Below are 23,624 nucleotides of genomic sequence, written 5' to 3' on the forward strand. Positions count from 1 at the left end.
GAAAGCGGACGACAAAAAACGAAAATAGGTGATTGACCAATCCTGCCTTCCCGTGATCGTTTCAGGCAGGGGGGAGCGATGAGCGAAACGACCGACCTGTTCATCATCGGCGGCGGCATCAATGGCTGCGGCATCGCCCGTGACGCCGCGGGGCGCGGGCTGAGCGTCCGTCTGGCCGAGCAGGGCGATCTGGCCGGGGCCACGTCCTCGGCCTCGACCAAGCTGTTCCATGGCGGGCTGCGCTATCTGGAATTCCTCGAACTGCGGCTGGTGCGCGAGGCGCTGCAGGAACGCGAAACGCTGCTGCGCGCCATGCCGCATATCAGCTGGCCCATGCGCTTCGTGCTGCCGCTCGACCCCGAGATGCGGTTCGAAAGCCACACGCCCGTCTCGCGCATCATGCAGGCGATCATGCCCTGGCAACGCGGGCGCCGCCCGAACCTGATGATCCGCGCGGGGCTGTTCCTTTATGACAACCTGGGCAAGCGGCGCATCCTGCCGGGGACGGATTCCTATCCCCTGCACGGCCGACCCGAGGGCGCGCCGCTGCAACCGCGCCTGGCGCGGGCCTATGAATACAGCGACTGCTGGGTGGATGACGCGCGTCTGGTGGTGCTGAACGCCCGCGACGCCGCCGCACGCGGCGCCGACATCCTGACCCGCGCCCGCGTGGCCGAGGCGCGGCGGCAAGGCGATCTGTGGCATATCCGCATGCAGGACGGGAGCAGTCATCGCGCCAGGCTGCTGGTCAATGCCGCGGGCCCCTGGGTCGGCGACGTGATCAGGGGCATCGCCCGCCTGCCCAGCGACGAAGGCGTGCGCCTTGTCCGGGGCAGCCATATCATCACCCGCAGCCTGTTCGACCACGGCAAATCCTATTTCTTCCAGGGGCCGGACGGGCGCATCATCTTTGCCATCCCCTATGAGGGGGATTTTACCCTGATCGGCACCACCGACGTGGATCATGCCGGCGCCCCCGGCGAGGCCCGCTGTTCGGATGCCGAGCGTGATTATCTGCTGGCCTTTGCCGCGCGCTATTTCCGCCGCCCGCCGACCGCGGCCGACGTGGTGTGGACCTATTCGGGGGTGCGCCCCCTCTATGACGACGGGGCCAAGTCGGCGACCGCGGCCACGCGGGATTATGTGCTGTCGCTGGACGAAAGCGGGCCGCCCTGCCTCAGCGTGTTCGGCGGCAAGATCACCACCTATCGCCGGCTGGCCGAATCGGCGCTAGAACGGATCGCGCCCCATGCCCCGCGCATGGGCGCGCCATGGACGGCGGGCGCAGCCCTGCCCGGCGGGGATTTCCCCGTCGATGGTGCGCCAGAGCTGATCGCCCGCCTGCGCGCCGCCTATCCCTTCCTGACCGCCGGATGGGCCAACCGCCTGGTGCGCGCCTATGGGACCGAGGCGGCGGCGGTGCTGGGCGGGGCCGCCGGCCCGGCCGATCTGGGCCGCGATTTCGGCGCCACGCTGACCGAGGCGGAATTGCGCTGGATGATGACGCGCGAATGGGCGCGCACGGCCGATGACGCGCTGTGGCGGCGATCAAAGCTGGGCCTGCGGCTGGACGCGGCGCAGCAGGCGGCTGTCGCCGCCTTCATGGAAAGCGAAAGGGCCGCCGCATGACGCTGGAACTGCGCGCCATCACCAGGGCGGCCCAGGGACAGGTCTGGATTCACCCGACCGACCTGACGCTGACACCCGGCAGCATGAATGTGCTGCTGGGGCCGACAACGGCGGGCAAGACGACGCTGATGCGCCTGATGGCGGGGCTGGATGCGCCCAGTGCGGGTCGCATCCTGTGGAACGGCGCGGATGTGACCGGCCAGCGGGTGCAGGATCGCAAGGTGGCGATGGTCTATCAGCAGTTCATCAACTATCCGGCGATGACGGTCTATGACAACATCGCCTCGCCCCTGCGCCTGCAAGGGCTGCCGCGCGCGCAGATCGACGCGCGCGTGCGCGAGACGGCCGATCTGATGCGCCTGACCCCGATGCTGGATCGCCGCCCGCTAGAGCTTTCGGGCGGCCAGCAGCAGCGCACGGCGCTGGCCCGCGCGCTGGTCAAGAATGCGGGCCTTGTCCTGCTGGACGAGCCGCTGGCCAACCTCGACTACAAGCTGCGCGAGGAACTGCGGGCCGAGATTCCGCGCATCTTTGCCCAGTCGGGCGCGATCTTCGTCTATGCCACGACCGAACCCGAGGAGGCGCTGCTCCTGGGCGGAAACACCGCGACGATGTGGGAAGGGCGCGTGACGCAGTTCGGCCCGACGCCGCAGGTCTATCGCGCGCCGGTCGATGCCACCACCGCCCGCGTCTTTGCCGACCCGCCGATGAACTTTGCCGCCGTGCGCGTGACGGGCGGGCAGGCCGATCTGGCGGGGCAGGCCCTGCCGGTGCCCGGTCTTGCGGATGGCAGCTATCAGGCCGGCTTCCGCGCGCCTCATCTGCGCCTGTTGCCGGTGCCGGGCGCGCTGCAATTCGCCGCGCGGGTGGATGCGAGCGAGATCACGGGGGCGGAAACCTATCTGCATCTGGACGTGGACGGCCGGCGCTGGACGCTGCTGGCCGAGGGGGTGCACGCCCTTGCCCCCGATCACCGGCTGACCGTCTGGCTCGATCCCGCCCATGTCTATCTGTTCGACGCGCAGGGCCGGCTGGCCCGCCCTGCCCCCTATGCGAGGGCAGCCTGATGGCGCGCATCACGCTGGACGATCTGGCGCACAGCTATCGCCCCGACCCGCGGGGGATGCGGACTATGCGCTCAAGCCCATGACGATGACGTGGCGCGATGGCGGGGCCTATGCGCTGCTCGGCTCGTCGGGCTGCGGCAAGACGACGCTGCTCAACATCATCTCGGGCCTGCTGACGCCGTCCCGCGGGCGGGTGCTGTTCGGGGATCGGGACGTGACGCATCTGGAAACGGCCGGGCGCAACATCGCGCAGGTGTTCCAGTTTCCGGTCGTCTACGACACGATGACCGTGCGGCAGAACCTTGCCTTTCCGCTGCGCAATCGCGGCGTGCCGGCGGCGCAGATCGCGGACCGCGTTCAGGCCATCGCCCGCATGATCGGCATGCAATCCCAGCTTGACCGCCGCGCCCGCGGGCTGAGCGCCGATGCCAAGCAGAAGATCAGCCTTGGCCGCGGCATGGTGCGCCAGGACGTGAACGCGATCCTGTTCGACGAGCCGCTGACCGTCATCGACCCCCACATGAAATGGGAGCTGCGCACCCAGATCAAGGCGCTGCACCGCCAATTCGGGCACACGATGATCTATGTCACCCATGACCAGACCGAGGCGCTGACCTTTGCCGACGAGGTCGTGGTGATGTCCGAGGGGCGCGTCGTGCAGGCCGGCACGCCGCAGGCGCTGTTCGAGCGGCCGGAACATACCTTTGTCGGCTATTTCATCGGCTCGCCCGGCATGAACCTGCTGCCCGCCCGCATCGCCGGGCGCGAGGCGCTGGTGGCCGGCACCGCCGTCGCGCTGACGGGCCACTATGCCCCGGCCGAGGGGCAGATCGGCATCCGCCCCGACGCCGTCCGGCTGGGCAGCGGCGGGCCGGGCCTGCCCTTCCGGCTGGACCGGATCGAGGATGTGGGCCGCCACCGCATCGCGCGGGGCGAGGTCGCGGGCCGGCCCTTCAACGTGACCATACCCGAGGGCGCGGCGATCCCCGCTTTGCCCGACCGGGTGCTGCCGGACCCGGCCCGGACGGGGGTTTTCGTGAACGACTGGCGGGTCGAGCCGCAGGAAAGGGCCGCGTGATGGACAAGCCGCTGAACAACCGCGCCTGGTGGCTGGTCCTGCCCGTCCTGCTGCTGGTCGCCTTTTCGGCCGTGATCCCGCTGATGACGGTGGTCAACTATTCGGTGCAGGACACCTTCGGGAACAACCAGTTCTTCTGGAACGGCATCGGCTGGTTCCAGGAGGTGCTGGCCAGCGACCGCATCCGCGCCGCGCTGGGGCGGCAACTGCTGTTTTCCGCCATCATCCTGGCGATCGAGATCCCGTTGGGCATCTTCATCGCGCTGAACATGCCCAAGCGGGGGTTCTGGGCCTCGGTCTGCCTGGTTCTGATGTCGCTGCCGCTGCTGATCCCGTGGAACGTGGTGGGCACGATCTGGCAGGTCTTTGGCCGGGTGGATATCGGCCTGCTGGGGCACGCGCTGGCCGCGCTGGGGATCGACTATAATTACGTCAACGATCCCATCGACGCTTGGGCCACGATCATCGTCATGGATGTGTGGCACTGGACGAGCCTTGTCGCGCTGCTGTGCTATGCCGGGCTGCAATCCATCCCCGACGCCTATTATCAGGCCGCGCGCATCGACCAGGCCAGCCGCTGGGCCGTGTTCCGCCATATCGAGCTGCCCAAGATGTCGGGCGTGCTGCTGATCGCGGTGCTGCTGCGCTTCATGGACAGTTTCATGATCTATACCGAACCCTTCGTGCTGACCGGGGGCGGGCCGGGCAATGCGACGACCTTCCTGTCGATCGACCTTGTGAAGACCGCCATCGGCCAGTTCGACCTTGGCCCCGCGGCCGCGTTCAGCCTGATCTATTTCCTCGTGATCCTGCTGATTTCCTGGGTGTTCTACACCGTCATGACCGCCCAGAGGGAGACGCCCTGATGGCCGCGCATCAGCGCAGGGGCGCGGGTTCGGCGGTCGTGATGACCACCTATCTGCTGTTCCTGCTGATCCCGATCTACTGGCTCGTGAACATGAGCCTCAAGACCAATGCCGAGATCACGGGCGCCTTCAGCCTTTATCCGCGCGCGCTGACCCTGGCCAATTATCGCACCATCCTGACCGATCCCAGCTGGTACATGGGCTATGTCAACAGCCTGATCTATGTCGTGCTGAACACGGCCATCTCGCTGGCGGTCGCGCTGCCCGCAGCCTATGCCTTCAGCCGCTATCGCTTCATGGGCGACAAGCACCTGTTCTTCTGGCTGCTGTCGAACCGCATGGCGCCGGCGGCGGTATTCGCGCTGCCGTTCTTTCAGCTGTATTCGGCGGTGGGGCTGTTCGACACCCATATCGCCGTTGCGCTGGCGCATTGCCTGTTCAACGTGCCGCTGGCGGTCTGGATCCTCGAAGGCTTCATGTCCGGCGTTCCGCGAGAGATCGACGAAACCGCCTATATCGACGGCCATTCGTTCCCCCGGTTCTTCCTGCGCATCTTCGTGCCGCTGATCGCCAGCGGGATCGGGATCGCGGCGTTCTTCTGTTTCATGTTCAGCTGGGTCGAACTGCTGCTGTCGCGCACGCTGACATCCGTGAACGCCAAGCCGATCGCGGCGACGATGACGCGCACCGTTTCCGCCTCGGGCCTCGACTGGGGGGTGCTGGCGGCGGCGGGGGTGCTGACGATCATCCCCGGCGCGCTGGTGATCTGGTTCGTGCGCAACTACATCGCCAAGGGCTTTGCATTGGGGAGGGTGTGATGAGCCGCGCGCTGAACGCAGGCTTTGCCGCCGTCGCCCTGGCCATGCTGGCCCTGCTGGGCTGGCTGGTCGCCATCGTGCCGGTCAAGGACGGCGCGCGCGACTGGTGGGGCAGCCTCAGTCCGGGCGGCTGGATGGCCTGGACCTTTCCGACCGCGCTGTTCTACTGGATCATCGCCGCCCTGCTGCTGACCTTTACCTGGATGGCGATCCGCTGGCCGGAAACGCCGCGGCGCGGCATCCTGCGCATCGCCACCACGCGCGGCGACCGGCTGTTCATCAGCCTGCTGGGCAGCGCCTTCATCAACCTCGCCTGGGTCGGCTTCGGGGGAAAGCCCGACTGGGCGGGGCTGGTCATCGCATTCATCTACGCCGCGGCGGTGTTCCGCTGGGTGTGACAACGGGCCGCACGGGTCCACAGGGGGAGGAAGACCATGAGACTGCACAGGACCACCGCCATCGCGCTGGCGCTGATGGCCACCGGCGCGCCGGGGATCGCGCTGGCCGGGATGGACGAGGCCAAGGCCTTTCTCGACACCGAGATCAAGGATCTGTCCGCCCTGACGCGCGCCGATCAGGAAAAGGAAATGCAGTGGTTCGTGGACGCGGCCAAGCCCTTTGCCGGCATGGACATCAAGGTCGTGTCCGAAACGATCACCACCCATGAATACGAATCCAAGGTGCTGGCCCCGGCCTTCACCGCCATCACCGGCATCAAGGTCACGCACGACCTGATCGGCGAAGGCGATGTCGTCGAAAAGCTGCAGACCCAGATGCAGTCGGGCGAGAACATCTACGACGCCTATGTCAACGACAGCGACCTGATCGGCACCCATTGGCGCTATAAACAGGCGCGCAGCCTGACGGAATGGATGGCCGGCGCGGGCAAGGACGTGACCGACCCGATGCTGGACGTTGACGATTTCATCGGCAAGTCCTTTACCACCGCGCCCGATGGGCAGATGTATCAGCTGCCCGACCAGCAGTTCGCCAACCTCTACTGGTTCCGCAAGGACTGGTTCGACGACGAGAAGAACAAGGCCGACTTCAAGGCGAAATATGGCTATGACCTGGGCGTGCCCGTCACCTGGTCGGCCTATGAGGACATCGCCGAGTTCTTCACCGGCCGCGAGATCGACGGCAAGAAGGTCTTTGGCCATATGGACTATGGCAAGAAGGACCCCTCGCTCGGCTGGCGCTTCACCGATGCGTGGCTGTCGATGGCCGGGAACGGCGACAAGGGCATCCCGAACGGCAAGCCGGTGGACGAATGGGGCATCCGCGTCGATGCGAACGACCGCCCCATCGGCAGTTGCGTGGCCCGCGGGGGCGACACCAACGGCCCGGCCAGCGTCTATGCTATCCAGAAATATCTGGACTGGATGGCGAAATACGCGCCGCCGACCGCGCAGGGCATGAACTTCAACGAAAGCGGCCCGGTGCCGGGCCAGGGCGAGATTGCCCAGCAGATGTTCACCTATACCGGGTTCACCGCCGATTTCGTCAAACCCGGCCTGCCGGTCGTGAACGAGGATGGCACGCCCAAATGGCGCTTTGCCCCCTCGCCCCACGGCGCCTACTGGAAGGACGGGATGAAGCTGGGCTATCAGGACGCCGGTTCCTGGACGCTGCTGAAATCGACGCCCGACGACCGCGCCAAGGCCGCCTGGCTTTATGCCCAGTTCGTGACCTCGAAGACGGTGGACGTCAAGAAAAGCCACACCGGCCTGACCTTCATCCGCCAGTCCACGCTGGATCACCAGTCCTTCACCGACCGGGCGCCCAAGCTGGGCGGGCTGATCGAGTTCTATCGCAGCCCCGCCCGCCTGCAGTGGTCGCCGACCGGCACCAACGTGCCCGATTATCCGAAACTGGCGCAGCTGTGGTGGCAGGCGATCGGGGATGCCTCGTCGGGTGCCAAGACCGCGCAGGAGGCGATGGACAGCCTGTGCGCCGAACAGGAAAAGGTCATGGCGCGGCTGGAAAAGGCCGGCGTGCAGGGCGAGATGGGGCCGAAACTGGCCGAGGAGCATGACCTCGCCTTCTGGAACGCCGAGGCGGCCCGCGCCGGCACCATCGCCCCCCAGCTCAAGCTGGAGAACGAGGATCCGCAGCCCCAGACCGTCAACTATGACGATCTGGTGAAAAGCTGGCAGAAGCAGTGATCTGACAGCCTTGCCACAGGCCATGGCCCCGGCGCGCCGGGGCCTTGCGCCGCAACAGGGACAGGGCCAGGGCGCACCCGCGCCTTGCGCCGCGACGGGGACAGGGGACGAGGATGACCATTCTTGCCATCGACCAGGGCACGACCTCGTCGCGCGCGATCGTCTTTTCGGGCCGCCTGGACGTGCTGTCGGTCGCGCAGAGCGAATTTCCCCAGTATTTCCCCCAATCGGGCTGGGTCGAACATGACCTCTCGGATATCTGGTCCTCCACCGCCGCGGTCAGCCGGGCGGCCATCGAAAAGGCGGGCCTCAGCGGCGCCGACATCGCCGCCATCGGCATCGCCAACCAGCGCGAGACGACCGTGATCTGGGACCGGGCGACCGGCCGTCCCATCCACAATGCCATCGTCTGGCAGGACCGCCGCACCGCAGAGACATGCGCCGCGCTCAGGGCCCAAGGGCATGAGAGCGCCGTCACGGACAGGACCGGCCTGCTGCTGGACCCCTATTTCAGCGCCACCAAGGCCGCCTGGATCCTCGATCACGTCGAGGGCGCGCGGGCGCGGGCCGAGGCGGGCGAACTCGCCTTCGGCACCATCGACAGCTATCTGATCTGGCAGCTGACCGGGGGCGCGGTCCACGCCACCGACGCCACCAATGCCGCGCGCACGATGCTGTATGACATCCACCGCGGCGAATGGTCCGGGGCGATGTGCGATCTGCTGCGCGTCCCCCGGCCCATGCTGCCGCAGGTGCGCGACAGCGCCGCCGATTTCGGCACCACGCGCCCCGACCTGTTCGGCGCCGCCATCCCCATCAAGGGCGTGGCCGGCGATCAGCAGGCCGCCACCGTGGGGCAGGCCTGCTTTCGCCCCGGCATGATGAAATCGACCTATGGCACGGGCTGTTTCGCGCTGCTCAACACCGGGGCGCAGGCGGTCCCCTCGCGCAACCGGCTGCTGACGACCATCGCCTATCAGCTGGACGGCCGCCCGACCTATGCGCTGGAAGGGTCGATCTTCATCGCGGGCGCCGTGGTCCAGTGGCTGCGCGACGGGCTAGGCCTGATCCGCGATGCGAACGAAACCGCGCCGCTGGCCGAAACGGCCGATCCCGCGCAAGGGGTGGTGATGGTGCCCGCCTTCACCGGCCTCGGCGCGCCCTATTGGCGCCCCGATTGCCGCGGCGCGATCTTTGGCCTGACGCGCAACACCGGCCCGGCGGAGCTCGCGCGCGCGGCGCTGGAAAGCGTCGGCCACCAGACCCGCGATCTGCTGGATGCGATGCAGACCGACTGGCAGGGCGCGCATGATACCGTGCTGCGCGTCGATGGCGGCATGGCGGCCAGCGACTGGACGATGCAGTATCTGGCCGACATCCTCGGCGCCCCGGTGGACCGCCCGCAGGTGACCGAAACCACCGCCCTTGGGGCGGCCTATCTGGCGGGCCTTGGCGCGGGGCTGCTGCCCGCCCCCGAGGTCTTCGCCCGCCAGTGGAACCTCGCCCGGCGCTTTGAGCCGCACATGGACGCGGCCGAACGCGATGCCCGCCATGCGCGCTGGCGCCGGGCAATCGAGGCGACGATCTGACCGGCGGCCCCGCCGCAGATCAGGGCCGCAGGCGGCGCAGGCGCCGGGCCGTGCAGGATACCGCCCTTCAGCCCCGCCGCCGCGCCAAGGCCTGCGCCATCAGTTCGTTGCCAAACGGCCTTTGCGCAGCCCGGCAGGCCGGAGCCGTGCGCGGGACCGCGCCGGGGGCGGGGCGGGCTGTTCAGGAACGCGTCCGCCGCAGGAACAGCGGCACCATGACGACCAGAACGGCGATCCGCACCAGATGGTGCAGCGCCACATAGGCGGGATCATAGCCCAGCGACAGCCCGATCGCCGCCATCGCCTCGACCCCGCCCGGGGCATAGGCGACCCAGACCTGTCCCAGGGGCAGCCCCGTCAGCCGCGCCACCACCGCCGCGCAGACCAGGCTGAGCGCCGAGGCGATCGCCGCGACGACCACCGCCGCGCCCAGGTTCCGGGTCAGCGCACGCGCATCCAGCCCGGAAAACCGCGTTCCGATGGTCGTGCCGGTGATCCCGAAGCACAGGAACGACACCCACCAGGGCAGCACGCCCCCCGCCAGCCCCGTCCCATGAGCGAGCGCGCTGACACCAAAGCCCCCCAGCAGCCATGCGGCCGGCACGCGGCGGCGCGCCAGCAGCCAGCCCAGCCCGCCCCCCAGCGCCGCCAGAACGGCCAGGGGCAGCGGATCGGCCGCGCTGCGCGCCAGCGCGGGAACCTCGCCCACGAACAGCCACACCGCCACCGGCAGCACCGAGGCCAGCACCAGCAGGCGCAGGCTCTGGATCGTCAGGACCGATACGGGATCGCCGCCCCCGTCCTCGGCCACGGCCAGCGCATAGGACATGGTGCCGGGCGAAGAGGCCAGCACCGCCGTTCCCCGATCGCATCCGAAATGGCGCCGCAGGATCCAGGCGCCCGCCCCCATCGTCACCGCCAGCGACAGCACGAGGCCCGCCAGGCTGACCGCCCAGTGGCCAAGCTGCGCCAGCGCCGCCGGATCGATCCCCGATCCCAGCGACAGGCCGATCCCCAGAAAGCCCAGGTTGCGCAGCCGCGGATCCATCCGCAGCCGCAGCCCCGCCCAGGCCGCGGCCGAGACAGCGACGCTCGAGCCGATCAGTGGCGCCGCCGGCAGGCCCGCCTCGCTTGCCAGGCCGGCGCCGGCCAGCCCGATGCAGAGCGCGCGCAGAAGGGCAGGCCCGTCAGCCATGCTTCACTCGTCCTCGGCCGCCGCGCGGCCCGGGGCGGCGCGGTTGCGCCGGCCCAGCCAGGCCGGGACCAGCACGATCCCGACCGACAACGCATAGAGGATGACCGACTGCGTCGTCGAGACGAGGATCGACCAGTCCCCGGCCGAGATCGACAGCGCGCGGCGCAGGTTGTTCTCGAACAATGAGCCGAGCACGAAGCCGAGGATCACCGGCGCCAAGGCAAGGTCGAGCTTGCTGAGGAACCAGCCCAGCACCCCCAGCGCGATGCACAGGAACAGGTCGAAGCTGCTGCCGACGATGGTATAGATGCCCACGAAGGCCAGCACCGCGATCAGCGGGATCAGGTAATGCTGCGGGATCGTCAGCATCCGCGCGAACAGCCCCACCAGCGGCAGGTTGATGACCAGAAGGGCGATGTTGCCGATATACATCGACGCGATCAGGCCCCAGGCGACCTCGGGGTGCTGGGAAAACAGCAGCGGGCCGGGCGTGACGTTGAACATCATCAGCGCGCCCAGCAGGATCGCGGTGGTCCCCGATCCGGGGATGCCCAGCGTCAGCATCGGCACCATCGCCCCGCCGGCCGCGGCGTTGTTGGCGGCCTCGGGGGCGGCAAGGCCGCGCGGATCGCCATGCCCGAACATCGTGTCGTCCGGCGCCGCGATGCGCTTTTCAACGCCATAGCTGACCGCCGAGGCGACCGAGGCGCCTGTCCCCGGCAGCACCCCCACGACAAAGCCGATCAGCGACGAGCGCAGGATCGCCCATTTCGTCGCCAGGATGTCGGACAGCCCGGCGCGCGTGCTGTCCACGGTGATCCGCTCGGCCTTGCCGGCGGCCACGCTTTCGACCATGTGGAACAGCTCGGCCAGGCCGAACAGGCCGATCACCACGATCAGGAAGTCGATCCCCGCCAGCAGGTCGGGCACGCCGAAGGTATAGCGGTTGACCCCGGTATTGGCGTCAACCCCGATGGTGGCCAGCATCAGCCCCAGGCAGGCGCCGATCAGCGTCTTGACCGGCGAGGAGCCGACCAGCGAGGCCAGCGTGGCAAAGGCGAACACCATCAGCGCCACATAGTCGGACGGCTGGAAGCTGACCCCGTATTGCGCCAGCGCCGGCCCGAACAGCGTCATCAGCACGACCGAGATCGTCCCGCCGATGAAGGACGACCAGGCCGACAGCGACAGCGCCTTGCCCGCCTGCCCCTTCCTGGCCATCGGAAAGCCGTCAAGCGCCGTCATGACCGCGCCCGCATCCCCCGGCACGTTCAGCAGGATCGACGAGATGCGCCCGCCATATTCGGCGCCGTAATAGATCCCGGCCAACAGGATCAGCGCCGATTCCGGCGGAAAGCCCATGGAATAGGCGATGGGCAGCAGGATCGCGACCCCGTTGATCGGCCCGATCCCCGGCAGCGCGCCGATCAGCGTGCCGAAGAACGACCCGAGCAGCACCAGCATCAGGTTGAAGGGCGAGGCGGCGACCCAGAATCCCTGCGCCAGCCCGTCGAAGATGTCGGACATCGGTTTCTCCTCACAAGCCGGGCAGCGGGCCGGCGGGCAGGTTCAGCTCCAGCAGCCCCGCGCACAGCACGTAGCCCCCCAGCCCCATGCCCAGCCCGAACGGCACCGCGCCGCGCCAGGCGGCGCCCAGCGAACGCGCGGCCAGCGCGGAAAAGAAAAAGGTGGACAGCACGAAGCCCAGCGGCTGGAACGCCAGCGCATAGGCCGACAGCAGCGCCAGCATCACCCCCAGCCGCATCCAGCCGGGGCCATCGACGGCAAAGCGGGTCGCGGTCGGGCGCCACATCAGCAGCACCAGCGCCAGGAACATCACGGCCGCGATCAGCTGCGGCCAGCTTTCCGGGCCGAGCGGGTCATACTGGAACGGGGCCTTGATCGCGGTCAGGGCGATCACGCCGTAAGCCAGCGTCACCAGCAGCATCAGCGCGGCGAAAACACGGTCAGTCAACTCGCCCTCTCCTCATTTCGGGTGGAACGGTGCCCGCCCCGGCGCGGCGGCCGGGGCGGGCGGGCGGGCGGATCACCGGGCGATCAGCCCGGCATCCCTGGCCATCGCGGTCAGCGTCGTGATCTGCTCGCGCACCGCGGCGTCAAACGCCTCGCCGGCCTTGGGCAGCGGGAACAGGCCCTTTTCCTGCTGGACCTTCTGGAACTCGGGCGACTGATAGGCGGCCCGGAACCACTGCACCCACTGGTCATAATCGGCGTTGCCCACATCCTTGCCGACATAATAGCCGCGCAGGATCGGCCAGACGGTGTCCACGCCCTGTTCCCTGGCCGTCGGCGTCTGGTCGAAGGGGGCGGGCAGGCGCTGCTCGGCCATCACGCCCAGGATGCGCACCGAGCCGTCCATATGCGCCGTCATCTCGGCCACATCGCCCGTATAGACCTGGATCGCACCGCCCAGCAGGCCCGCCATCGCCTCGCCGCCGCCATCGAAGGCGACATAGCGCAGCGCCTTGGGATCGGCCCCCGCCGCCTTGGCGACCAGCGCGGCCTTCATCCAGTCCTGCGATCCGACGGTTCCGCCCGCGCCCATGACCAGGGCCGCGGGGTCTTTCTTCAGCGCCTCGACCAGATCGCCCAGCGTCTTGAAGGGGCTGTCGGCCTTGACGATGACGGCGCCGTAATCGACCCCGGCGGCGCCCACCCAGCGCGCGTCATCGACGCTGTACTTGCCGTATTTGCCGACCGCGAGGTTCAGCAGCGATCCGGTCGAGAAGGCGACGATCGCATTCTGGTCGCCCTTGCGGGCGGCGTTGAAGGCGTTGAAGGCCACCGCACCGATGCCGCCGGGCATGAAGGTCACCTCCATCGGGCGGGGCATGGCCTTGGCCATGCCCATCTGGGCCACGCGGCAGGTCAGGTCGAACCCGCCGCCGGGCTGGGCGGGGGCCACGCATTCGGGTTTGGAGACTTCGGCCATCGCGGTCGTGGCGGCCAGCGACAGGGCGGCGGCCAGGATCAGGGTCGGTTTCATGCGGCATCCTCCTTGCGCATGCGGGCGGCGCTGCTCGCGCCTTGACGCCCCTCTAGCGCCGAAAGCTGTCATCAAGCTATCATATGGCCCGGGGAGAGCGGGTTTGCGGATACTGGTCGTCGAGGATGCGCCCGATGTGGCCGATGCCGTCGCGCGCAGCGGCGCGCGGCTGGGATGGGCGGTTGACTGCGCCCCGACGCTGGCCGACGGCGAGGCGGCGCTGGCCACCCATGACTATGACCTCGCCATCCTGGATATCGAGCTGCCCGACGGCACGGGCACGCGGCTGCTGGCCGATCTGCGGGCGCGGCGCATCGCCCTGCCCATCATCATGCTGACCGCGCGTTCCGAGGTGGACAGCCGGATCGCGGCGCTGGATGCCGGGGCGGACGACTATCTGACCAAGCCCTTCGACCTGGGCGAGCTGGCCGCCCGCGTGCGGTCCCTGACCCGCCGCGCCCAGGGTTCGGCCGAGCCGGTGATTGATTATGGCGGGCTGACGCTTGATCCGGCGCGGCGCGTGGCACTGATGCGCGGGGCGCCGCTGACGCTGACGCGGCGGGAACTGGCGCTGCTCAAGATCCTGATGGGGCATCGCGGCTGGGTGCTGTCCAAGGACCGCATCCTCGAACGGATGTTCGGCTTTGACGACGAGGTCGGCATCAACGCGGTCGAACTTTATGTCACGCGCCTGCGCCGCAAGATCGAGGGCAGCGGCGTTTCCATCCGCACGCTGCGCGGGCTGGGCTATCAGCTGGTCCTGGATGAGTGACGGCGCGCCCCGCGGGCCGCGCCGCCCCGCCCGGATGGGCGCGGTTCCCGCCGCAGCCCGGCCCCGCGGCTGGTCGGATCAGGCCGGCCCCGCGCCCCGCCCGGTGCCGGCCGTGGAAGGGAAGGCCGGGCGGACGGTGTCGTTGCGGCGGCGGCTGGCGGCGGCACTGGCCCTTGTGCTGGGCCTGGGCGGGGCGGGTGTCGCGGCGGCGGCCTGGATCTATGGCCAGGGGGCTGCGCGGCAGGCCTATGACACGCTGCTGATCGGGACGGCCCAGCAGATCGCGCAGGCGATCCGCGTCGTCGATGGCGCGGTGAGCGTGGACATTCCGGTCTCGGCCTTCCAGCTGCTGGCGCTGGCGCCCGATGACCGGGTCTTCTACGCCGTGACCGGCCCGGACGGACGGCTGATCACCGGCGATGACCTGCCCCCCGCCCCCGACGGGGCGGGCCGGTTCTGGTCCGTCGCGGCCGGGGCCGAGCGCGCCCGTTTCGTGCGCGAGGCGCGCCCGCTGGCCGAGCCGGGCCTGCATGGCGAGGTCACCGTCATCGTCGGGCAGACCACCCGCGCGCGCGATCTGCTGGCGGCGCGGATCACGCGCAACGCGCTGATCGTGACGGGCCTTGCGGGGGCGGCGGTGGCGGGGCTGGCGATCATGGCCGCGCGCGCCGCCCTGCGGCCGCTTTCGCGGATCGAGGAGGCGCTGGCGGCCAGGCGCGCCCATGACCAGTCGCCCCTAGCCGTGGCCGTCCCGACCGAGCTGTCCGGTCTGGTCGCCACGCTGAACGACCAGCGCGCGCGCGTGGACCGCATCCTCAGCAGCCAGCGCAAGATGATCGCCGACGCATCCCACCAGTTGCGCACCCCCATCGCAGGGCTGCGCGCGCAGGCCGAACTGGCCAGGCAGGAAACCGATCCCGCCCGGCTGGCCGGCATCGTCACCCGCATCCACGGCGCCGCCGTGGACCTGTCGCGGCTGGCCGACCAGCTGCTCAGCCGTTCGCTGATCATCCACCGCGCCGATGCTGTCTCGCTCGTGCCGCTCGATCTGCGGGCCGTGGCGCTGGATGCGGCCGAACAGCTGTGCCGCGATCTGCCGCAAGCGGCGGGCGATCTGGTGCTGGACCTGGCCGAGGGGCCGGTCAGCGTGCGCGGCGATGCGCTGTCGCTGATCGAGGCGGCCAAGAACCTGATACAGAACGCCCTGACCTATGGCCGGCCTGCGGTGACGATCCGGGTGCGCGACGCGGCCCCCGACGGGACGGCGGCGCTGGCCGTGGTGGGCCGGGGGACGGGTCCCGACCCCGGACGCCCCGTCCGGGGGACCGGCCTCGGCCTCGGCATCGCCGATGCGGTCGCCCGCCCCCATGACGGGCGCCTGACCGGCGCGGCTACCGCCGAGGGCTGGCAGGCCGCGCTGCTGCTGCCAGGGGCGGGGCCATGATGCAGGGTCGATCGCCGGCCCGTTCGCGCGGGCGGGCAGCGGTCCGGCGGGCCGCGCTGCTGGCCGCCGGCCTGGCCGCGGGTCTGGCCGCGCTGCTGGCCGGGGGGCGCATCGCCGGGCCGGGGTCCGGCTGGGCGGTGGCCCGGCCGGCCGCGACGCTCGCGCCCGGCGCCGCCCGCCGGGATCGCGCCCGAGGCCGCCATCCGTTACGGCGCGGCGGATGCCGCGACGCATCTGCGGGTCCGCGGCACGGCCGACATCGACAGTTTCGGCCCTGCTCTGGCCGGCTTTGTTGCGCGCCGCCCCGATATCGCGATCGACTTCGAGCAGTGGAACAGCAACGCCCTTGCCCTGCAGGCGGCGGCGGCCTGCCGGGGCGAGGCGCCGGGCAGCGACCTGATCGTCAGTTCGGCCGTCGATCTGCAACTGGCGCTGGTCGATCATGGCTGCGCCCAGCCCTGGCGATCGGAGGTGACGGGCAGGCTCGGCCAAGGGCGGCGCTGGCGCAACGAGCTGTTCGGGCTGACCAGGGAACCCGCGGCGATCATCTATAACAGGCGGCTGGTGCCCGAGGACCAGGCGCCGCTGTCGCGCTATGCGCTGCTGGATGCGCTGGCGCGCGATCCGGGGCGCTATCGCGGCAAGGTCGCGACCTATGACATCGGCCGGTCGGGCGTGGGCTATGTGATGGCCTTTTCCGACAGCCTCAGATCCTCGACCTTCGGCCGGCTGGTGCAGGCATTCCGCTCGGTCGGGGCCGAGGCCACCTGCTGCTCGGCCGAGATCATCGACGGGGTGGCCCGCGGGCGCTGGCTGGTCGCCTATAATGTCCTGGGCTCCTACGCCCTCAGGCGGGCAGAGGCCGAACCCGACCTGAGGATCGTGCTGCCGCAGGATTACACGCTGCTGCTGGGGCTGGACAGGGAAAAGCGCCGCCGCATGCTGTCCGACTGGACGGCCGGGGCGGCCGAGGCCGAATGGAGCCGGTGACGCGGGGCCGGCCCGCACCCCCGAGTGATCGCGCAGGCAGACGAAAAGATGAGGAAATCCCTTGCGGGAATCGGGAAGGCGGGGCATTCACTTACGGAAGGCAGTGAATAAGACGCTGACAGGCGTAACAAACGAATCCGCAGGCGCGGCAACGGGGCAGGAATGGCGCAGAAGACCCGGATCGACAAGCTGGTGGGCGCGCATGCGCAGGCCCTGTCCGAGCGGCTGCAGGCGCACCGCGCCCAGCTGTTTCCCCCCGACGCCAAGCGGCAATTGCGCAAGTTCACCAGCGGCGAGGTCGCCGATCTGCTGGGCGTCAAGGACGCCTATCTGCGCAAGCTCGACCTCGACGGCAAGGGCCCCTCGCCCGAGACGCGGGCGGGGGGGCGGCGCTATTACAGCCCGGCGGAAATCCAGCAACTGCGCGAACTGCTTGAAAAGGGGGCCAAAACGCCCGGCACCTATCTGCCGGGGCGGCGCGCGGGCGATCATCTGCAGGTGATCACCGTCATCAACTTCAAGGGCGGGTCGGGCAAGACGACCACCGCCGCGCATCTGGCGCAGAAACTGGCGCTGGACGGCTATCGGGTGCTGGCGATCGACCTTGATCCGCAGGCCAGCCTGTCGGCCCTGCACGGGGTGCAGCCCGAATTCGATCTGGACGGCGGCGGCACCATCTATGACGCGATCCGCTATGACGATCCGGTGCCGCTGAGCGCGGTGGTGCAGCAGACCTATTTCACCAATCTCGACCTGATTCCCGGCAATCTCGAACTGATGGAGTTCGAGCATGACACGCCGCGCGCGCTGACCGAACGCTCGGGTAAGTTCTTCTTTACCAGGATCGGCGATGCCTTGGCCGAGGTTCAGGCGGATTACGACGTGGTGGTGATCGACTGTCCGCCGCAGCTGGGGTTTCTGACCATGTCGGCCCTGTCGGCGGCGACGGCGATCCTGGTCACGGTGCATCCGCAGATGCTGGATGTGATGTCGATGTGCCAGTTCCTGCTGATGACCTCGAATCTGCTGGGCGTGGTGGCCGAGGCCGGGGGCGACATGGATTACGACTGGATGCGCTATGTGGTGACGCGCTATGAGCCCGGCGACGGGCCGCAGAACCAGATGGTCAGCTTCATGCGCTCGATGTTCGGCGATCATGTGCTGAACCATCCGGTGCTGAAATCCACCGCGATTGCCGATGCCGGGATCACCAAGCAGACGCTTTACGAGGTGGAGAAATCCTCCTTCACGCGCACTACCTATGAGCGCGCGATCGAGAGCCTGAATGCCGTGAATGGCGAGATCGAGGCGCTGATCCAGGCCGCCTGGGGCCGCGGCACGGCCGGCAGGGAGGCGGGCTGATGGCGCGCAAGGACCTGCTGAAAGGGCTGATGGAGGCGCCTGCCGCCAAGGGCGATCCGGCCCCCCTGCCCCGCTATGACCGCGGCGCGATCGGCGCGGTGTCCAAGTCGATCAGCGATCTGCGCAACCGCGCCATCATCGACGTTCTGCCAGAACTGATCGACCCGGCGGGCCTGCCCGACCGGCTGGACGAGGATGCCGAAGGGCTGGCCGCGCTGGTCGCCTCGATCCGCGATTACGGCCAGCAGGTGCCCGTGCTGCTGCGCCACAGCCCCAATCACGAGGGCCGCTACGAGGTCGTCTATGGCCGGCGGCGCGTTGCCGCGCTGCGCGCGCTCGGCCAGCCCGTCAAGGCGATGCTGCGCGATCTGAACGATCGCGACCTGATCGTGGCGCAGGGCCAGGAAAACAGCGCGCGCAAGGATCTCAGCTTCATCGAAAAGGCGAATTTCGCCGCGCAGATGGTGCGGATGGGGTTTGACCGCAAGGTGATCTGCGATGCGCTGTCGATCGACAAGACGGTGATCTCGCGGATGCTGACGGTGACGGATGCGCTGGCCGAAGGCGTGATCCGCGCCATCGGGGCGGCCCCCGCCGCGGGCCGCGACCGCTGGCTGACGCTGGCCCGGCTGGCCGCGGGGCGGCCCGCGCGCGAACTGGCCGCCGCCGCCACGGGCCCCGATTCGGATGCCCGGTTCGAATCGGTGCTGGCGTCGCTGCAGGCGCCCAAGGCCCCTGCCCCGCGCGCCCGCCCGCTGGCCGGTGCCGATGGGCGCGCCTTGGGGAACGCGCGGATATCAAACGAGAAAACGGTGATCGAGCTGGCTGGCGAGGGGCGCGCCTTTGCCGATTGGCTGGTCGATCACATCCCCGAGCTTCACCGCGACTGGCAGCAGAACAACGGCTAGCGCGGGAAGAACGAGCAGTAACCGGAACAGGAGGCATAACGGGACAAGCCAAAAAGAAAGCCCCCCAGGACATGACATCCCGAAGGGCCGTTCTCTCGATCTAGCACCTCGAAGATAGCGGCTTTTGTTGACAGCTGTCAACAACGTCCTGACGGGCGACCGATGGTTTTCGCCCTGTGACATCATCATGCGGCATATTTCGATGACGCCCTTCGGGCGGCAGGCGGTGACGGCTGGGCTGTTGGCAACCCAGGCCCTGTCCGAGGCCCCTGCCCCGGCACAGATTCCCGACAAATGGGCGCTGCTGCGCGACCTGACCGCGGCCCGCAAGGCCCATGGGGTCAGCGACCGCGACCTGGCGGTGCTGTCGGCGCTGCTGTCCTTTCACCCCGGCCGGGAACTGGCCGATGACGATCGGCTGATCGTATTTCCGTCGAACGCGGCGCTTTCGGAACGCGCGCATGGGATGGCCGAAAGCACCCTGCGCCGGCATCTGGCGGCGCTGGTGCGGGCGGGCCTGATCGCCCGGCGCGACAGCCCGAATGGCAAGCGCTATGCGACCCGCGACAGCGCCGGGGCGCTGGATGCCGTCTATGGCTTTGACCTGCGCCCCTTGCTGGTGCTGAGCCAGCGCATCATGGCGAGGGCCGCCGAGGCGCGGGCGGCCGAGCTGGCGCAGCGGCGGCTGCGGGAGGCGGTGGTGATCCGCCTGCGCGATACGGCCAAGCTGCTCGCCTGGATCGAAGAGCGGCGCGGCCCCTGCCCCGGCCTTGCCGATCCCTTGGGCGCCATCCATCGCGGACTGCGCCGCAAGCTGAGCGCGGATGATCTGCATGATCTGGCGCAGCGGCTCGATGCGCTGAGGGCCTGGATTGATCCCATCATCGCCCAGGAAACAGAAGAAGTGAGCGGCAATGACCGCGAAAGTGAGCGGCACTATCAGAATTCAGAAACAGATATCTTTGAATCTGAACTTTGCCGTGAAAAGCAAAAAGACAGGCCGGAAACCGAAGCGGTTGCGGGCCGCGATGATCCTGCGATCCCGCTGGCCCTCGTGCTGAAGGCGGCGCCGGACATACTTGATTATCAGCCCGACGGCATCCGCAGCTGGCGCGCACTTGTCGCCGCCGCCGCCTTTGTGCGTCCGATGCTGGGCATCAGCCCCGATGCGTGGGACAGCGCCTGCGCGGCAATGGGGGCCCCGAATGCGGCAATCACGCTGGCCTGCATGCTGCAACGCGCCGGCGAGATCAACCGGCCGGGCGGCTATCTGCGGGCCTTGACGGGCATGGCCGAAGGCCCCGGCTTTTCGCCCGGCCCGATGGTGATGGCGCTGCTGAGGGCCGACAATGCCCGTCCGCTGTGACCGAGTTGACAGCTGTCAACTTGGCGGCGGCGAAACAGGGCGGCGTCGGCACGGGTCGTCTGCTTAGGGATGGCGCGGCAGGATGCGGCTGTCCCGTCACCTCGTGATGAGCAGCGTCCCGGCTTCGGCAGGCGGGTAGTGTGGAGATGCTTTCAGGGCAGGCCTTGTGCAGTCTCGGCGGCCAAATGCGCGATGCTTGGGCTTTTGGAAGGCGGATGCCGGTGAGGCTGGGCAACGCTGCATGTCAAGCCTGCGCATGGGAAGGCTGCCTGGGTGACCGAGCGAGGCACTGCTCCTGGCACAGGAGCGCAAGATTGCCGTGGCAGGCCAGGACAAGGGCCTCAGGCGGATGATCACGGCAGTCAAGCTTGCCCCAGAGCGGATCGGGCTGGCTGGGCAGGGAGCTTGTGGCCTGACTGCGCGAAAGACCCTGCTGCGCCCGCGCAATCCTGCCTCGGCGGGCGCTGGCGGCCATGATAGCGGTTCATCCTGCGCCCCCGGCTGCGGCAGGTGGCGCGGGGGCGGGGCTGTTACCCGGCGCAGGCGGGCTTTGTCGATCACGGCGCGCTGATCGACGGCGTCGCCCGCCCCGTCTGCTTGTCCTATGCCGTCGCCGCGCGGGGGATGCTGCTCGATCAGAACCTCCTGCACCCGAACGGCAATCTGCACCTGATCGGCCTGCCCTCGGATTGCCGCAGCCGCTTTCCGCTCGACCGTGTCGGGGGCCTGCGGCTGGCCAAGGGCAGCGAGATCGACCCCTGCGCCCTGCAAGATGAGCTGATGGCGCTGTGCGGCCCGTCCGGCAGCCGGGTGCGTCCACCACAGGCCGGGGCCGAGCCGCCGCCGCGGCCTGGTCGCCTTACCCGGTGGTTTGCGGAAGCCTGGCCCCGCACCGTCGATGCGCAGGTGGGCCGCATTGCGCCGGCCCGGGGCCGGGCCGCCCTGCCGGCCTTCTTCCCTGCAGGCGCGCCCTTGCAGGCCAGCCACGCGGCCCACGCTCTGCGGTATCACGATCTGCCGCACGGCAATCATATCCATGGGGCAGGGTAGGGGATGCGGGTTGTCCGGGCGATGCAGATGCTGGCAATGGGGCGGCCGGTCTGGCCGGTCATGTCCGGCACGATGCAGGCGCTGCTGCCCGACGGGCCGGCGGCGCGCAGGGGGCTGACCCGGCTGATCCGGGCCGAGGTGGATACCTGGCCCGAGGAGCCTTGCGCCGATCCGCCGACCGATCGCGCCAGCCGCGCCCTGTTGCGCGGGCCTTGCCGGCCTTGCCGCGCCGCCGGCGGGACGGAACGGATTGATCCGCCTGCGAAAAGACGGCGATTGACTGCATCCCTGCGCATGGCGCCGCCCCGGGGCGGCGCCCTTGTGGCGGCGGATCGGTCACCGGGGCGCCGCCCAGCCTTTTCACGCGGCGGTTGCGGGGCGGCGGGGCCGGGTGTTAGGCAGCGCCAATCACCCCGGCTGGCAGGCGATCCGTCCATGGCGCGTCCCGATGACAGGCAGGCGCGCACCGATGCGCTGCTGACGATGACGGGCCTTGGCGGCTCGATCCGCCTGCGCGATGCGGCGGCGCGGCTGGGTGTGGCCGAGATGACCCTGCGCCGCGATGCCGCGCGGCCCGGATCGCCGCTGCGCTGCCTGGGCGGCTGGCTGGTGCCCTCGGGCGTGGCGCCCGAATATGACCTGCGCGCCGAAACCCGCCGCAATGCCGAGGCCAAGCGCGCCGCCGCCCGCCACGCCCTCGACCTGATCGCCCCGGGCGAGCGGATCTTTCTCGACTGCGGGACGACGACGCCCCATCTGGCGCAGATGCTGCCAGACGGGGTGCGGGTCGTCACCCATTCGCTGCCTGTCGCGCGGCTGCTGGCGGCGCGCGGGGGGTGGGGCTCGAGCTGCTGGGCGGGACATATCATTCACAATCGGCCTCGTTTCACGCGCAGCCGCCGCCCGGGCTGGGGCGGATCGACCTGGCGGTGCTGTCGGCCGGGGGGCTGGCGGGCGGGCGGCTGAGCTGTTCCTATGCGCATGAGCCGCCGGTCAAGCGCGCGGCCATCGCGGCCGGGGCGCGGCGGGTCGTGCTGGCCGACAGCGCCAAGCTGGCGCAGCGCCGCACCGTCGATTTCGCCGCCGCATCCGAGATCGAGCTGCTGGTCACCGAGGCGGGGATCGGCCCGATGCCGGCGGGCGATGACATCGCGCCATCTTGACGGAGCGGGCATGAAGGTGCAACCGTCCGGCGCAGTAATGTTCGGATCGTGACAAAACCCGCATCCGGGTTACAGTCTGCTTATCGAGGGGGGAGCCATGAAACATTTTCTGACCGCCGCGTTTCTCGGCGCGGTCGCCGCGACCGGTGCCTGGGCCGAGGGCCCGGTGGACGTGTCCAAGGTGAACAAGGACCTGTTCACCGCCGCCGACGGCAAGACCTATACCATCGCCACCGTGGTCAAGGTGGACGGCATCGCCTGGTTCGACCGCATGCGCGAGGGCGTGGACCAGTTCAAGGCCGACACCGGCAACGACACCTATATGGTCGGCCCGTCGCAGGCCGACGCCGCGGCGCAGGTGCAGATGATCGAGAACCTCATCGCCCAGGGCGTGGACGCGATCTGCGTCGTCCCCTTCAGCGTCGAGGCGGTCGAGCCGGTGCTGAAAAAGGCGCGCGAACGCGGGATCGTCGTCGTGACGCACGAGGCGTCGAATATCCAGAACGCCGATTATGACATCGAGGCGTTCGACAACAAGGCCTACGGCGCCAACCTGATGAAGGTGCTTGGTGAAAAGCTGGGCGGCAAGGGCAAGTATGTTGCCACCGTCGGCAGCCTGACCTCGAAATCCCAGATGGAATGGATCGACGGCGCGGTCGAATACCAGAAGGCGAATTTCCCCGAAATGTCGCTCGCGATGGACCGTCTGGAAACCTATGACGATGCCAGCCAGGATTATACCAAGCTGAAGGAAGCCTTCACCGCCCAGCCCGACATTGCGGGCATCATCGGCGGGCCGATGCCGACCTCGGCCGGGGCGGGCCGCCTGATCACCGAGGGCGGGTTGCAGGGCAAGGTTCATTTCGCCGGCACGGGGCTGGTTTCGGTCGCGGGCGAATATCTCAAGAACGACGCGGTGGAATACATCCAGTTCTGGGACCCGGCCGTCGCGGGCTATGCGATGAACATGATCGCCATCGCCGCGCTGGAAAAGAAGAACGACCAGATCAAGGCCGGGCTGAATCTCGGCCTGCCGGGCTATGACAACCTGACCGCGCCCGATCCGGCCAGGCCGAACCTGCTGTTCGGCGCCGGCTGGGTCGGCGTGACCAAGGACAACATGGACCAGTACAACTTCTGATCCAGCCTTCGCGG

The 23,624-nt window shown here is 69.0% G+C and carries 21 protein-coding genes and 1 pseudogene; 18 read left to right on the top strand and 4 right to left on the bottom strand.

All coding sequences use genetic code 11. The annotated features are described in order from the left end of the window. Positions 1–78 precede the first annotated feature (78 nt). From glpD to glpK, 8 genes and pseudogenes are all read left to right on the top strand, one after another. On the top strand, positions 79–1,629 hold the full coding sequence (glpD, locus tag B0A89_RS14150) for a glycerol-3-phosphate dehydrogenase (protein WP_085378983.1): 1,551 nt from the start codon (positions 79–81) through the stop codon (positions 1,627–1,629). Further along, a complete protein-coding gene (locus B0A89_RS14155) occupies positions 1,626–2,696 on the top strand; it encodes an ABC transporter ATP-binding protein (RefSeq protein WP_085378984.1) in 1,071 nt (356 codons plus the stop codon). Before glpD ends, B0A89_RS14155 begins: the two co-directional genes overlap by 4 nt. Further along, positions 2,696–3,774 (top strand): annotated as a pseudogene (locus B0A89_RS14160) (ABC transporter ATP-binding protein). The gene B0A89_RS14155 and the pseudogene B0A89_RS14160 overlap by 1 nt, the downstream one beginning before the upstream one ends. Continuing rightward, on the top strand, positions 3,774–4,640 hold the full coding sequence (locus B0A89_RS14165; RefSeq protein ID WP_085378985.1) for a carbohydrate ABC transporter permease: 867 nt from the start codon (positions 3,774–3,776) through the stop codon (positions 4,638–4,640). Before B0A89_RS14160 ends, B0A89_RS14165 begins: the two are co-directional and overlap by 1 nt. After that, entirely contained in the window at positions 4,640–5,458 is an 819-nt protein-coding gene (locus B0A89_RS14170) for a carbohydrate ABC transporter permease (protein WP_085378986.1), read from the top strand. The genes B0A89_RS14165 and B0A89_RS14170 overlap by 1 nt, the downstream gene beginning before the upstream one ends. Beyond that, complete coding sequence (locus B0A89_RS14175; protein ID WP_085378987.1) at positions 5,458–5,856, top strand: DUF2160 domain-containing protein; 399 nt, start codon at positions 5,458–5,460, stop codon at positions 5,854–5,856. Before B0A89_RS14170 ends, B0A89_RS14175 begins: the two co-directional genes overlap by 1 nt. A gap of 75 nt (positions 5,857–5,931) precedes the next feature. Continuing rightward, complete coding sequence (locus tag B0A89_RS14180; RefSeq protein WP_420814444.1) at positions 5,932–7,623, top strand: ABC transporter substrate-binding protein; 1,692 nt, start codon at positions 5,932–5,934, stop codon at positions 7,621–7,623. Positions 7,624–7,736: 113 nt separating this feature from the next. Beyond that, positions 7,737–9,212 carry a glycerol kinase GlpK gene (gene glpK / locus B0A89_RS14185; RefSeq protein ID WP_085378989.1) on the top strand — a complete coding sequence of 492 codons (1,476 nt, stop codon included), beginning with the start codon at positions 7,737–7,739 and terminating at the stop codon, positions 9,210–9,212. Between the two features lie 181 nt (positions 9,213–9,393). On the opposite strand, the gene B0A89_RS14190 is transcribed toward glpK, so the two are convergent. The 4 genes from B0A89_RS14190 to B0A89_RS14205 form a co-directional block, all read right to left on the bottom strand. Further along, positions 9,394–10,407, bottom strand: a complete 1,014-nt coding sequence (locus B0A89_RS14190) for an AbrB family transcriptional regulator (RefSeq protein WP_085378990.1) — start codon at positions 10,405–10,407, stop codon at positions 9,394–9,396. A gap of 3 nt (positions 10,408–10,410) precedes the next feature. Further along, positions 10,411–11,934, bottom strand: a complete 1,524-nt coding sequence (locus B0A89_RS14195) for a tripartite tricarboxylate transporter permease (protein WP_085378991.1) — start codon at positions 11,932–11,934, stop codon at positions 10,411–10,413. 10 nt (positions 11,935–11,944) lie between these two features. Then, a complete protein-coding gene (locus tag B0A89_RS14200; RefSeq protein WP_085378992.1) occupies positions 11,945–12,382 on the bottom strand; it encodes a tripartite tricarboxylate transporter TctB family protein in 438 nt (145 codons plus the stop codon). Between the two features lie 72 nt (positions 12,383–12,454). Continuing rightward, positions 12,455–13,414 (bottom strand): Bug family tripartite tricarboxylate transporter substrate binding protein, encoded by a 960-nt coding sequence (locus B0A89_RS14205; protein WP_085378993.1) that lies wholly within the window; start codon positions 13,412–13,414, stop codon positions 12,455–12,457. 103 nt (positions 13,415–13,517) lie between these two features. Here B0A89_RS14205 and B0A89_RS14210 point away from each other — a divergent pair, with 103 nt between their 5' ends. From B0A89_RS14210 to B0A89_RS14255, 10 genes are all read left to right on the top strand, one after another. Next, complete coding sequence (locus tag B0A89_RS14210) at positions 13,518–14,186, top strand: response regulator transcription factor (RefSeq protein WP_085378994.1); 669 nt, start codon at positions 13,518–13,520, stop codon at positions 14,184–14,186. A gap of 112 nt (positions 14,187–14,298) precedes the next feature. Next, entirely contained in the window at positions 14,299–15,630 is a 1,332-nt protein-coding gene (locus B0A89_RS14215) for a sensor histidine kinase (RefSeq protein ID WP_240558726.1), read from the top strand. A gap of 471 nt (positions 15,631–16,101) precedes the next feature. Then, positions 16,102–16,620, top strand: a complete 519-nt coding sequence (locus B0A89_RS14220) for an ABC transporter substrate-binding protein (RefSeq protein WP_085378995.1) — start codon at positions 16,102–16,104, stop codon at positions 16,618–16,620. Positions 16,621–16,782: 162 nt separating this feature from the next. Beyond that, complete coding sequence (gene repA, locus B0A89_RS14225; protein ID WP_085378996.1) at positions 16,783–17,982, top strand: plasmid partitioning protein RepA; 1,200 nt, start codon at positions 16,783–16,785, stop codon at positions 17,980–17,982. Then, a complete protein-coding gene (gene repB / locus B0A89_RS14230; RefSeq protein ID WP_085378997.1) occupies positions 17,982–18,890 on the top strand; it encodes a plasmid partitioning protein RepB in 909 nt (302 codons plus the stop codon). Before repA ends, repB begins: the two co-directional genes overlap by 1 nt. Positions 18,891–19,077: 187 nt before the next feature. Next, positions 19,078–20,256 (top strand): plasmid replication protein RepC, encoded by a 1,179-nt coding sequence (repC, locus tag B0A89_RS14235; protein ID WP_085379043.1) that lies wholly within the window; start codon positions 19,078–19,080, stop codon positions 20,254–20,256. 510 nt (positions 20,257–20,766) lie between these two features. Next, the gene (locus B0A89_RS14240; RefSeq protein ID WP_085378998.1) at positions 20,767–21,306 is read left to right on the top strand and encodes a hypothetical protein; all 540 of its coding nucleotides are present in this window, start codon (positions 20,767–20,769) and stop codon (positions 21,304–21,306) included. Positions 21,307–21,741: 435 nt separating this feature from the next. Next, the gene (locus B0A89_RS15350) at positions 21,742–22,272 is read left to right on the top strand and encodes a DeoR/GlpR transcriptional regulator (protein ID WP_169712204.1); all 531 of its coding nucleotides are present in this window, start codon (positions 21,742–21,744) and stop codon (positions 22,270–22,272) included. Next, a complete protein-coding gene (locus B0A89_RS15355; RefSeq protein ID WP_276207459.1) occupies positions 22,158–22,469 on the top strand; it encodes a sugar phosphate isomerase family in 312 nt (103 codons plus the stop codon). The genes B0A89_RS15350 and B0A89_RS15355 overlap by 115 nt, the downstream gene beginning before the upstream one ends. Before the next feature lie 97 nt (positions 22,470–22,566). Then, positions 22,567–23,610: an autoinducer 2 ABC transporter substrate-binding protein gene (locus B0A89_RS14255; protein ID WP_085379001.1), complete on the top strand. Its 1,044-nt coding sequence runs from the start codon at positions 22,567–22,569 to the stop codon at positions 23,608–23,610. Positions 23,611–23,624 lie beyond the last annotated feature (14 nt).

The organism is Paracoccus contaminans (assembly GCF_002105555.1).
In the GTDB taxonomy this organism is placed as follows: Bacteria; Pseudomonadota; Alphaproteobacteria; order Rhodobacterales; family Rhodobacteraceae; genus Paracoccus; species Paracoccus contaminans.

Bases quoted from the DNA above. Each gene is read 5' to 3' on its own strand.
- glpD (WP_085378983.1), top strand. From the start codon at position 79: ATGAGCGAAACGACCGACCTGTTCATCATCGGCGGCGGCATCAATGGC.
- B0A89_RS14155 (WP_085378984.1), top strand. From the start codon at position 1,626: ATGACGCTGGAACTGCGCGCCATCACCAGGGCGGCCCAGGGACAGGTC.
- B0A89_RS14165 (WP_085378985.1), top strand. From the start codon at position 3,774: ATGGACAAGCCGCTGAACAACCGCGCCTGGTGGCTGGTCCTGCCCGTC.
- B0A89_RS14170 (WP_085378986.1), top strand. From the start codon at position 4,640: ATGGCCGCGCATCAGCGCAGGGGCGCGGGTTCGGCGGTCGTGATGACC.
- B0A89_RS14175 (WP_085378987.1), top strand. From the start codon at position 5,458: ATGAGCCGCGCGCTGAACGCAGGCTTTGCCGCCGTCGCCCTGGCCATG.
- B0A89_RS14180 (WP_420814444.1), top strand. From the start codon at position 5,932: ATGGCCACCGGCGCGCCGGGGATCGCGCTGGCCGGGATGGACGAGGCC.
- glpK (WP_085378989.1), top strand. From the start codon at position 7,737: ATGACCATTCTTGCCATCGACCAGGGCACGACCTCGTCGCGCGCGATC.
- B0A89_RS14190 (WP_085378990.1), bottom strand. From the start codon at position 10,407: ATGGCTGACGGGCCTGCCCTTCTGCGCGCGCTCTGCATCGGGCTGGCC.
- B0A89_RS14195 (WP_085378991.1), bottom strand. From the start codon at position 11,934: ATGTCCGACATCTTCGACGGGCTGGCGCAGGGATTCTGGGTCGCCGCC.
- B0A89_RS14205 (WP_085378993.1), bottom strand. From the start codon at position 13,414: ATGAAACCGACCCTGATCCTGGCCGCCGCCCTGTCGCTGGCCGCCACG.
- repA (WP_085378996.1), top strand. From the start codon at position 16,783: ATGGCGCAGAAGACCCGGATCGACAAGCTGGTGGGCGCGCATGCGCAG.
- repB (WP_085378997.1), top strand. From the start codon at position 17,982: ATGGCGCGCAAGGACCTGCTGAAAGGGCTGATGGAGGCGCCTGCCGCC.
- repC (WP_085379043.1), top strand. From the start codon at position 19,078: ATGCGGCATATTTCGATGACGCCCTTCGGGCGGCAGGCGGTGACGGCT.
- B0A89_RS15350 (WP_169712204.1), top strand. From the start codon at position 21,742: ATGGCGCGTCCCGATGACAGGCAGGCGCGCACCGATGCGCTGCTGACG.
- B0A89_RS14255 (WP_085379001.1), top strand. From the start codon at position 22,567: ATGAAACATTTTCTGACCGCCGCGTTTCTCGGCGCGGTCGCCGCGACC.